Origin of the sequence: Bradyrhizobium sp. SZCCHNRI3052 (genome assembly GCF_032484895.1) — a bacterium.
Lineage (GTDB): Bacteria > Pseudomonadota > Alphaproteobacteria > Rhizobiales > Xanthobacteraceae > Bradyrhizobium.
Genome location: NZ_JAUETW010000025.1, coordinates 1 through 9,787 on the forward strand (window position 1 = coordinate 1; position 9,787 = coordinate 9,787).

Here is a 9,787-nt window from a genome sequence, read left to right on the forward strand (position 1 = left end):
AGAACCTTCGTAAGATGGCCAAGCTGATCCCGATGCCCGCGCTGACGCCCGCGTGAACCACAACGCGCCAATTCGTCATCGGCCAACAGCAGACATCCAGTGCGCTGGTTCACGTTGACTTCGTCGCCACAAACGCCACGGCAAACTTGCACCACAGCGGGACGTCGCTGGCGAACTCGAAGAAGTCATCGAAATAGACGAGGCCCAGATCGATGAGCCTCCGCGTCAGAGTTGCGAGTGCCTCTGGACCGAAGCTTGGACCAAAAGAGAGTAGCTCCTCATCAGCACCGTGCGGCTTATCCGTCTCAAGGGCATTAAGTACGGCCTGATACGATACGCCCCTTTCGGTCAAGGCGCGCCGACGGATGACAATCCCGTATTCAGCAGTGACAGCAACGAAATTCATTCTCACTCCGTTGGTCGTGAGATATCTCCGAGCCTCACATTTACCGAACCATGCGACGTCTTCAATGGGTCAATTCGCGACTTGATCGGACGCCTCATCGTGTCCGGAATTCGCCCTTAACCGACAATCACGGACTCTGATGAGAGGTCCGTTGTTAGCTGCGGGCACCCGACCTGCGGCGCTGCATCAAGTCAGCGGCGATCTGGGATACGACGGCATCAAGTCAACGTAGTGTCGCGGCAGCCCGTGGCCGTGCAGAGGTTCCCAGTTTGCGTGGGAGAGGCGTGGATGCGCGGGACAAGCCCGCGCATGGCGGGAGTGCCCCGAGAGGCCGCTTGACCGGAGAGGCGCCGGCTCTAGGACTACCCGGCCTTACGTCTGTGGGGCTTGTTCGCGGTGGAGAGGTACGCACAGAACATGTCGGCCATCGCATCGGCATAGGCCGATATCTCGGCCCGGCTTCGCGGTGTCTCCGAGAAGTGCTTGCCGACCTGACCGAGCGTCGTCTTGATCAGGTCGGCGGCACGCGCGCGCTCGGTCTCTCCGGCACGAGGCAGCACCTCGCGCATGAAGGCGAGCATGGCGCGGCGGCCACTGGCCCTGGCCTGGCGTGCCTCGGGCGCGTCGCGATAGAGCGGGGCGGCGTCGTCGAGCGCGCCGCGTACGGCGGCCTCGTCGCACTCCGATTGCAGGAACGCGTGAACGAGCGCGCGCAATCGCGTCAGAGGCGGACGGCGCGTGTCCTCCAGAATGCCGTGCAGCAGTTTCGTCGTCTGCTGCCACTCGTCGCTCTGCAGCCTGAACAGGATCGCCGCCTTGTTCGGGAAGTACTGATAGAGCGAGCCGACGCTGACGCCGGCCTTCTCGGCGACACGGGCCGTGGTGAAACGTTGCGCGCCTTCCTTGGTCAAAACCTGAACAGCCGCCTGCAGAATGGCCGCGACGAGGTCGGCCGAGCGTGCCTGTTGCGGCAGTTTTCGCGGGGAAATCGGGGCTTTTCGAGCCGGGGCCATGGAGCGTTCCGAAATGCGATTAGCGAATGCGAATGATTATTCGTATTCTGACTTCGACGCAAACGACACGCATCGAGAACACGGAGAATATCAATGATCACCCTGACCACTCAGCCGGTGGCGCCGCTGCTGGATCGCCTGCTTGCCGAGGCCACGTTGCTGCGGCCGGAGACGAGCCCGATCTTCGCCGGCATGGCCGAACGGGGCGCGCAACTGATGCGCAGCAGGTCCGGTCATGTCGAGCTCTACACGCAGCTCAAGGACTTTCCGTTGCCCGTGTCGCGCGACACCGGCATGCTGCTCTACATGCTGGCGCGCGGCGTCGGTGCGCGATCGATCGTCGAATTCGGCACCTCGTTCGGCGTCTCGACGCTGTTCCTCGCCGCGGCGCTGCGCGACAATGGCGGCGGCCGGCTGATCACCACGGAGTTCGAGCCGTCCAAGGTCGCCCGTGCCCATGCCAACCTCGCGGAGGGCGGCCTGGCCGATCTGGTCGAGATCCGCCAGGGCGACGCCCTGCAGACCTTGAGCGGTGATCTCCCGGACGCGATCGACCTGGTTTTGCTCGACGGCGCCAAGCCGCTGTATGGCGATATCCTGGCGCTGCTCGAGAGCCGGCTCAGCGCCGGCGCGTTCATCGTCGCTGACAATGCCGACCACAGCCCCGACTACCTCGCCTACGTCCGTTCGCCTGATAACGGCTATCTGTCGGTGCCGTTCGGCGACGAAGTCGAATTGTCGATGCGGATCGGGTGATCGGCCGGCGACGAACGGCGGATGCCCGCCACCCTCATCGGCGAATGGGCCTGGAGTTGACGTTTGGCCGACGATTGTTCACGAGGAGAGCTTCGTCATCTGAGCAACCGTCCTCATGCCCCGCATCCTCCTGATCAATCCCAACAGCTCGGCCACGACCACCGCGATGATGGTGTCGATTGCGGCGGCCTGCTGCGCCGGCCGGGCCGAGGTGGTCGGCGCGACCGCGACGCGGGCGCCGGCCATGATCGTGGATGCCGAGGCGCTGGCCGCATCGGCGGCGGAAGTGGTCGATATCGGCCGCGCGCATCGCGATGCTTGCGACGGCATCATCGTCGCGGCGTTCGGCGATCCCGGCGCCGCGGAGCTTGGCAGCCAGTGCTCGCTGCCGGTGGCGGGCATCGGCGAGGCGTCGATGCGCGAGGCCGCAGAGGGCGGGCGGCGCTTCGGCGTTGCCACGGTGACGCCTGCGCTGGTCGCGAGCATCGCGGGCCTTGCAGACAGGCTGAACCTGTCGGCGCAGTTCACCGGGACGCGTCTGACGCAGGGCGACCCGGCCGCGCTCGCCGTCGATCCGGCGCGGCTTGCTGCCGCCCTGGCTGAAGCCACGCGCGCCTGTATTGCCGAGGACGGCGCCGAGGCCGTGATCATCGGCGGCGGGCCGCTGGCGCAGGCCGCCGATCAGTTGCAGCGGCAATTCGCGGTGCCGATCATCAAGCCGATCGCGGCGGCGGTGGCCGTGTTGCTGTCGCGTCTGTCGGGCTGAGTGCCAGCGGCATTACGGCCGGTAGCTCGCCGCCGGATGCGGCGCCGCGAGCCGGGCACGGCCGAACAGCTTCTCGCGCAACGTCCCTGGCTGATACGCCTTCTTGTAGCGGCCGCGCCGGGTCAGCTCCGGCACCAGCATGTCGGCGACATCGGCAAAACTCTCCGGCGACAGCGCAAAGGCGAGGTTGAGGCCGTCGACGCCAGTCTGCTCGATCCAGCTCTCGATGAGATCGGCGACCTTCGCCGGTGAGCCGACGAACACCGGGCCGATACCGCCGATGCCGACATGCTCGGCAACCTCGCGCACGGTCCACACCCGGTCCGGATCGGCCCGCGTGACGTTGTCCATCGCACTGCGGCCGGCATCGTTGAGCACGTGGCGGACCTGCTGGTCGAGGTCGTAGGTCGAGAAGTCGACGCCGGTCCAGCCCGACATCAAGGTCAGCGACGCCTCGTGGTCGATGTAGCGGCGATAGTCGGCGAACTTCGCCTCGGCCGCCGCATCGGTTTCGCCGAGCACGACGGTGGCGATGCTGAAGATGACGATGTCGCTGCCCGCGCGACCCGCGTCGGCGGCGGCCTGGCGGATCGCGGCGACGCGCGGCGCGATGATCTTGGCGGACGGGCCGGACATGAACACGCATTCGGCATGCCGGCCGGCGAACACGCGGCCGCGCGGCGAGGTGCCGGCTTGATACAGCACCGGCGTTCGCTGCGGCGACGGCTCGCAGAGATGGATGGCGTCGAGCTGGTAGTTCTCGCCGCGATGGCTGACACGGTGAACCTTCGTGGGATCGGTGAACACGCCGCTTGTCCGGTCGCGCTTGACGGCGTCGTCCTCCCAGCTGCCTTCCCACAGTCTGTAGACGACCTCCATGTACTCGTCGGCGACGTCGTAGCGATCGTCATGCGCGGTCTGGCGCTCCCTGCCCATGCCGCGTGCGGCGCTGTCGAGATAGCCGGTGACGATGTTCCATCCGATACGGCCCTCGGTGAGATGATCGAGCGTCGACATCCGCCGCGCGAACGGGTAGGGCGGCTCAAAGGACAGCGTGCAGGTGACGCCGAAGCCGAGATGGGAGGTCGCGGCGGCCATCGCCGAGATCAGCATCATCGGATCGTTCACCGGCACCTGGATGGCGTGGCGGAGCGCCGCGTCGGGGTTGCCGCCATAGACATCGTAGACGCCGAGCACGTCGGCGAGAAACAGTCCGTCGAAGCGGCCGCGCTCCAAGGTCTTGGCGAGGTCGAGCCAATAGGGCAGGCGATTGTAGTCGGAGGAACGGTCACGCGGATGCCGCCACAGGCCGGGCGACTGGTGCCCGACGCAGTTCATCGCAAACGCATTCAACCTGATGTCCGCAGCCATGATGTCCCTCGACGCTTCCTTGACACCCATCAGATGGCACGCTTCGGCTGACGTTTTCAATCGCACCCATGCGCACGGCCGCTTGCGGCGGGCGCAGGCTTGGCTATGGTCGGAAGCGATCGAGCGTGCCGCGAAGCAACGACGATGCGTGACGGGCTTTGGCCCGCAGGTGTGAGGACGACCGTGATGACGATCCGTGTGACGGCGCTGACCGCGGTCTTGCTGACGACGTCGGCCATGGCGTCCGCGCATGCGGAGGATTTCAAGGCGAGCTGCGCCACGCTGGCTCAGGGCTTCTCCGGCAGCGGCCGCATCGTCACGGCGGAATTCGTCGCTGCGGGCGGCGTGCAACTGGCGCCGCCCGCGCCTGCGGGCGCGACCGCACCTGCGCCGGATCACTGCCTGATCCGGGGCAAGATCAACGAGCGTACCGGCATCGACGGCAAGCCCTATGCTGTCGGCTACGAGCTGCGACTGCCTGCGACGTGGAATGGCAAGGTCGTCTTTCAGGGCGGCGGCGGCGTCGACGGCGTGCTGCGCCCGGCGCTCGGCCTGCTCACCGGCAACACGCCGCCCAACGGACTCTCGAACGGCTATGCCGTCGCCTCGACCGACGCAGGCCATCTCGAGGAGCCGGGACCGCTCGGGCCCTATCTGTTCGGCCTCGATCCGCAGGCGCGGCGCGACAAGGGCTACAGCTCGATTCCGCCCGTGGCTGCCGCAGCCAAGGCCGCGGCCGAGAAGCTGTACGGCAAGGCGCCGCGCCGGTCCTACTTCGCTGGCTGCTCCAACGGCGGCCGCCAGGCGATGGCGGTGACGCAGCGCTTCCCCGAGCTGTTCGACGGCGTCATCGCCGGCGCGCCGGCCTATCGCGTGCCGCTGGCCGGCATCGATGTGATCGCGCAGGAGCAGGCGCTGCTGGCGATCGCGCCGCCCGGCCCGGACGGCAAGGCCGATGTCGGCAGCGCGCTGAGCGACGAGGACCTGAAGCTGGTGGCCGATGCCGTGACCGCGTCGTGCGATGGCGCCGACGGCGCCAAGGATGGCATGGTGCAGGACGTCATGGCCTGCCGCTTCGATCCGGCCGCGCTCGCCTGCAAGGAGGGCCAGAACTCGCAGTGCCTGCCTGTCCCCAAGCTGAAAGCCGTCAAGCTGATGTTCGACGGCAGCCGTAATTCCATGGGCGGATTGATCTATGCGCGCTGGCCGTATGATCCCGGCCTCGCCGCGCCCGGCTGGCGCGCCTGGAAGCTCGGTACGCCCAAGGCGAGTCCGCCCAATGCGCGCAACCTCACGCTCATTCCCGGCGGCGTCGCCTATGATTTCATGAGCCCGCCGGAGACGCCGGAGGATCTCGTCGCCTGGGTGCGCAACTTCGATCTCGACCGCGATCCGCGGAAGGTGATGAAGGGCGCCGGCGGCTTCGACGCCGGCATGGAATATGAGGCCGCGACCTCGACCGATCTCGACGCCTTCAAGGCGAAGGGCGGCAAGATGCTGTTCTATCACGGCACGGCCGATCCGATCTTCTCGGCGCTCGACACCGTCGACTATGTCGATCAGCTCAAGACCAAATACGGCGCCGATGCCGACGGCTTCGCACGGCTGTTCCTGGTTCCCGGCATGAACCATTGCGGCGGCGGACCCGCCACCGATCAGTTCGACCTGCTGACCGCGCTGGACCGATGGGTGGAGGGCACGGCCGCGGCGCCCGAGGCGATCCGGGCCACCGCGCGGCGCGCGCCCGATGTGCCATGGCCCGGGCGCACACGCGATCTCTGCGCGTTCCCGAAGGTGCTGACCTACAAGGGCAGCGGCAGCCTCGAGGATGCGGCGAATTTCGAGTGCCGCTGATGGGCAAGCCCGGCGCTCGCTGCCTTGCGGCGCGCACGATTGCTTGAGGACGGGTTGACGTTCGGCGTCCGCGTGCCGACTTGAACGACCGTCGAGCGGCCTGTGCTGCCCGGCGGTTCCCCCCTCAGGTCTCGAAGTTCCTCATGGTTGCCGTCAAGACGCGAGCCTTCTGCATCCTGCGCGAATTCGAACGGGCGCAGACCGAGCTGGTCGGCAAGGCTGTGGCGCTGAGCGACGGCAAGGCCGGAACAGTGGAGTACGTCCATCTTGACGAACTCCACGGTCTGCGCATCACCATCGGTGGCCATGACGGCCGCTGGCCGGTGTCGACCATCAAGTTCGCGCAGGCCTGAGTGGCATTGCCTCGTCCACTCAGGTCGCGCAACGACGTGCTGGACTGGCTCCGGACGCTGCGGCGAAAGCGCATGCTCGTTCTGCCCAACCGCGCGCATCAGCCGATGGGACCGGGGCGGGCAGAGACCGCCCCGGTCCACGCATCCCAGCCGTGCGAAGTCGGCGGCGCTGCGGCTAGCCTCGTTGCTCCCGGCGCGGCCGGCGGCTGCTGCTCTGCCGCCCGGACGACGTTGGTCATGGCCGATTCACTTATGTTGATGCGCGCGGCAGCTCCTGATCTAGAGTCGTCGATGCGCATCAATGAAACTGGATGCAATCCCGCATGGACGTAGAAGGTCAAAAGAAGCGGCGCCGGCGTGTCAAGCAGACGATGTCGTTGGGTGAGCGGTTGCTGGAGATGGCGCGCGAAGCGCGAGACAGGGCGAAACGTCTGCCCCCGGGCATCGAGCAGGCCAGGCAGCTGCGGCGCGCCCGCGAGGCCGAAGCGATCGTCGAGCTCGATCGCTTCCTGACGGCTCCCGCACGCAGCACGCCGCCGCGATCGCGTTGACGCCGTCTCGCGCCGGCCTCGGACGACGCGGCGCCGCGGAGGTCACCACGCGGCAGGTCACCAGGCAACAATGTCGACCAAGCAACAATGCCGCGGCTGCTCTTGCTGCATGCGGGCTCGAATTGATGCTGGCATCGCTGCAACGACGCGCTCGACAGGATCGACGTCCCAAGCGGGTCGTGTCCCCGGAGGTGGTGTAGCTCGGTGGAGCAAAGCCGCCCGGACGCGCGCTCCCAAATAGCGCCGTAGCGGGCGGGCGGCTTTGCGGTGGTCACCGGCAGTTCTCCGGTAGGATCGGGTTGCGACACGCCAACGCAACCGAGGAACCACCGATGACCGAAGACATGATGAACCTGCGCACGCTGGTAGAGAAGACCCCGGACGCCGATCTGCTGCGCGAGATGATCGGCTTTGCGGCCCAGCGCCTGATGGAGCTGGAGGTCGAGAGCCAGACCGGGGCTGCCTATGGCGAGAAGAGCCCCGAACGTCTGGCCCAGCGCAATGGCTACCGCGACCGGATCTGGGAGACCCGCGCCGGTGCGGTGGAGCTGCGCATCCCAAAGCTGCGCAAGGGCTCCTATTTCCCCGGCTTCCTGGAGCCGCGGCGCATGGCCGAGAAGGCGCTCACCGCCGTGGTTCAGGAGGCTTACGTTCAGGGCGTCTCGACCCGTTCGGTCGACGATCTGGTGCAGGCGATGGGCATGACCGGCATCTCCAAGAGCCAGGTCAGTCGGTTGTGCGGCGAGATCGACGACAAAGTGAAGGCCTTCCTCGGCCGTCCAATCGAGGGTGACTGGCCCTATCTTTGGATCGACGCCACCTATGTGAAGGTGCGCCAGCAGGGGCGCATCGTCTCCGTCGCGGTGATCGTTGCAGTCGGCGTCAACAGCGACGGCCGGCGCGAGGTTCTCGGCATGGACATCGGGCCGTCCGAGGCCGAGACGTTCTGGACCGCCTTCCTGCGCAAGCTGGCCCGCCGCGGCTTGCGCGGCGTCAAGCTGGTGGTGTCCGACGCCCACGAGGGCATCAAGGCCACCGTGACCAAGGTGCTCAACGCCAGCTGGCAACGCTGCCGCGTCCACTTCATGCGGAACGTGCTGGCTCATGCCGGCAAGAGCGGACGGCGCGTGGTCTCCGCCTTCATCGCCACGGCCTTTGCCCAGGACGATGCCGAGGCCGCTCGCACCCAATGGCGCAAGGTCGCCGATCAGCTCCGTCCCAAGCTGCCCAAGCTTGCCGGCTTCCTCGACGAGGCCGAGACCGACGTGCTTGCCTACATGACGTTCCCGCCGCAGCATCGGACCAAGTTGCACTCCACCAATCCGATCGAACGCCTCAACGGCGAGATCAAACGGCGCACCGAGGTGGTCGGCATCTTCCCCAATGAGGACGCTATCGTCCGCCTCATCGGAGCTGTCCTGCTCGAACAGAACGATGAATGGGCGGTCCAACGCGCCCGCTACATGACGCTGGAAACCATCGCGCCATTGAGCGATGATCCGAACGTCAGCCTCACGGCTATCGCCAGCTGACAGGCCCGGCTCCAGCCGGCGAACGCGGTGGGCCGCCAGCTACACCACGCTTGGGGACACGATCTCCCAAGCGACCGTAACGTCCGTGCGTTGGGCAAGTCAGTCCAGAGACGCGAGCACGATGAACCAATTCCAAGCCCGCGCTGATTGAAGCATGTTTGGTTGGTGGCGAGGGCGCCCTCGTCGGGCTGGTGGTATTTCCGGAGCTTGCGGCAACAGGGCTGACCGATCCGGCCGGGACAGCCGAGCCATTCCCGGCCGCGTCACCGCCAGGCTTGCGGATATCGCCGATCGTCCCTCGCATCACTTCCGTGCTCGCTGTGGCGAGACCAATGCCAGTTCGCATTCGCGAATGTGTGCGACGCCGCGAACTTCGATTCCGGGCTCAGCGGCCCGGTCCGGAACCATTGGCGTTCCGCGCTGCGCCGCGATCGTCGCAGGCGGGGGAGGGGATCGCGACCCTCGAAATCGACACCAGCAATCTCGGCAGCGTCTGTCCGACCAACCTCGTCCGGCGGAAGGATCTCGTCCTGCATGCCCATGCCGCACTCGCATCGTGCGCTGGTGCAACCGAAGGCGAGCAATTCCTGACGCTGCGCGCGCCCGCCGCTCCAAAATGGAACAGAAACGGCGTGTGAGGAGGCCGAGCGTGGGCGGCGACAGCGCTATCCACATTTCTGCACAGCCGTCGCAAAAAGTTCTTGCGCGGGATGCGGCATCGCACTATCTCACCACCACGCCAGCCGGACATCACTGATGACTGAGGCCCCCGACCTTCGGGACCAACGTTGTTTTCTTTGATGTTTCTTCTTCCGACTGGCTCCTGAGTTTTTCTTCGGAAAGGCTCTTGACGGTCTCTCAAAATCAGCTATGTGAAGCGCCCCGGCAATCGGGACTTCCACGGTGAACGAGACCAAAGAAGTTGATGCACTAATTAGTTCGAAGCGAACTAACAAGTGCGGGCTGTTTGACAAGTGAAGATGAAGAAAGAGAAACGTGGACGGCGGAGTCCTTGCGGGTCTCGGGATTGAAGGCTTCGGCTTTTGGTTCTGGGATCGGACGAGAAGACTTCGGCGGACAATGTTTCAAAGGTAACACCATGGTATTCGCGCTGTGAAGCGTGGGTACTGATTGGTGGGACCTCGTCAAACGTTGTGATCAGCCGGTTCAAAGCTTCAAGTTCAA

10 protein-coding genes are annotated in these 9,787 nt (G+C 66.0%); 7 read left to right on the forward strand and 3 right to left on the reverse strand.

Annotated features, from left to right (window positions below; translation table 11 throughout):
* Nucleotides 1–109 precede the first annotated feature (109 nt).
* Both QW887_RS34675 and QW887_RS34680 read right to left on the reverse strand, forming a co-directional pair.
* Nucleotides 110–406 carry a hypothetical protein gene (locus QW887_RS34675; protein ID WP_315828610.1) on the reverse strand — a complete coding sequence of 99 codons (297 nt, stop codon included), beginning with the start codon at nucleotides 404–406 and terminating at the stop codon, nucleotides 110–112.
* A 362-nt stretch (nucleotides 407–768) separates the two neighbouring features.
* Nucleotides 769–1,419, reverse strand: a complete 651-nt coding sequence (locus tag QW887_RS34680) for a TetR family transcriptional regulator (RefSeq protein WP_315755040.1) — start codon at nucleotides 1,417–1,419, stop codon at nucleotides 769–771.
* 93 nt (nucleotides 1,420–1,512) lie between these two features.
* Here QW887_RS34680 and QW887_RS34685 point away from each other — a divergent pair, with 93 nt between their 5' ends.
* Both QW887_RS34685 and QW887_RS34690 read left to right on the forward strand, forming a co-directional pair.
* Entirely contained in the window at nucleotides 1,513–2,175 is a 663-nt protein-coding gene (locus QW887_RS34685; protein ID WP_316196190.1) for an O-methyltransferase, read from the forward strand.
* Between the two features lie 115 nt (nucleotides 2,176–2,290).
* Nucleotides 2,291–2,941, forward strand: coding sequence for an aspartate/glutamate racemase family protein (locus QW887_RS34690; protein WP_315755044.1), 651 nt, complete (start codon nucleotides 2,291–2,293; stop codon nucleotides 2,939–2,941).
* A 12-nt stretch (nucleotides 2,942–2,953) separates the two neighbouring features.
* Here the strand turns inward: QW887_RS34690 and QW887_RS34695 are convergent, their stop codons facing one another.
* Nucleotides 2,954–4,312 (reverse strand): LLM class flavin-dependent oxidoreductase, encoded by a 1,359-nt coding sequence (locus QW887_RS34695; protein WP_316196192.1) that lies wholly within the window; start codon nucleotides 4,310–4,312, stop codon nucleotides 2,954–2,956.
* Between the two features lie 186 nt (nucleotides 4,313–4,498).
* On the opposite strand from QW887_RS34695, the gene QW887_RS34700 reads away from it, so the two are divergent.
* The 5 genes from QW887_RS34700 to QW887_RS34720 all read left to right on the forward strand — a co-directional run bounded on the left by QW887_RS34700 (nucleotide 4,499) and on the right by QW887_RS34720 (nucleotide 9,240).
* Nucleotides 4,499–6,166, forward strand: coding sequence for a tannase/feruloyl esterase family alpha/beta hydrolase (locus tag QW887_RS34700; protein ID WP_315755048.1), 1,668 nt, complete (start codon nucleotides 4,499–4,501; stop codon nucleotides 6,164–6,166).
* Between the two features lie 143 nt (nucleotides 6,167–6,309).
* The gene (locus tag QW887_RS34705) at nucleotides 6,310–6,519 is read left to right on the forward strand and encodes a PRC-barrel domain containing protein (protein ID WP_315718640.1); all 210 of its coding nucleotides are present in this window, start codon (nucleotides 6,310–6,312) and stop codon (nucleotides 6,517–6,519) included.
* Nucleotides 6,520–6,842: 323 nt separating this feature from the next.
* A complete protein-coding gene (locus QW887_RS34710) occupies nucleotides 6,843–7,070 on the forward strand; it encodes a hypothetical protein (protein WP_315718641.1) in 228 nt (75 codons plus the stop codon).
* 332 nt (nucleotides 7,071–7,402) lie between these two features.
* Nucleotides 7,403–8,602 (forward strand): IS256 family transposase, encoded by a 1,200-nt coding sequence (locus QW887_RS34715; RefSeq protein ID WP_315714240.1) that lies wholly within the window; start codon nucleotides 7,403–7,405, stop codon nucleotides 8,600–8,602.
* 407 nt (nucleotides 8,603–9,009) lie between these two features.
* On the forward strand, nucleotides 9,010–9,240 hold the full coding sequence (locus tag QW887_RS34720) for a hypothetical protein (protein WP_315828605.1): 231 nt from the start codon (nucleotides 9,010–9,012) through the stop codon (nucleotides 9,238–9,240).
* The last annotated feature ends 547 nt before the right edge of the window (nucleotides 9,241–9,787 follow it).

What these genes read in the sequence shown, in the direction of transcription:
- QW887_RS34675 (WP_315828610.1), bottom strand. Translation starts at nt 406, where the DNA reads ATGAATTTCGTTGCTGTCACTGCTGAATACGGGATTGTCATCCGTCGG.
- QW887_RS34680 (WP_315755040.1), bottom strand. Translation starts at nt 1,419, where the DNA reads ATGGCCCCGGCTCGAAAAGCCCCGATTTCCCCGCGAAAACTGCCGCAA.
- QW887_RS34685 (WP_316196190.1), top strand. Translation starts at nt 1,513, where the DNA reads ATGATCACCCTGACCACTCAGCCGGTGGCGCCGCTGCTGGATCGCCTG.
- QW887_RS34690 (WP_315755044.1), top strand. Translation starts at nt 2,291, where the DNA reads ATGCCCCGCATCCTCCTGATCAATCCCAACAGCTCGGCCACGACCACC.
- QW887_RS34695 (WP_316196192.1), bottom strand. Translation starts at nt 4,312, where the DNA reads ATGGCTGCGGACATCAGGTTGAATGCGTTTGCGATGAACTGCGTCGGG.
- QW887_RS34700 (WP_315755048.1), top strand. Translation starts at nt 4,499, where the DNA reads ATGACGATCCGTGTGACGGCGCTGACCGCGGTCTTGCTGACGACGTCG.
- QW887_RS34705 (WP_315718640.1), top strand. Translation starts at nt 6,310, where the DNA reads ATGGTTGCCGTCAAGACGCGAGCCTTCTGCATCCTGCGCGAATTCGAA.
- QW887_RS34710 (WP_315718641.1), top strand. Translation starts at nt 6,843, where the DNA reads ATGGACGTAGAAGGTCAAAAGAAGCGGCGCCGGCGTGTCAAGCAGACG.
- QW887_RS34715 (WP_315714240.1), top strand. Translation starts at nt 7,403, where the DNA reads ATGACCGAAGACATGATGAACCTGCGCACGCTGGTAGAGAAGACCCCG.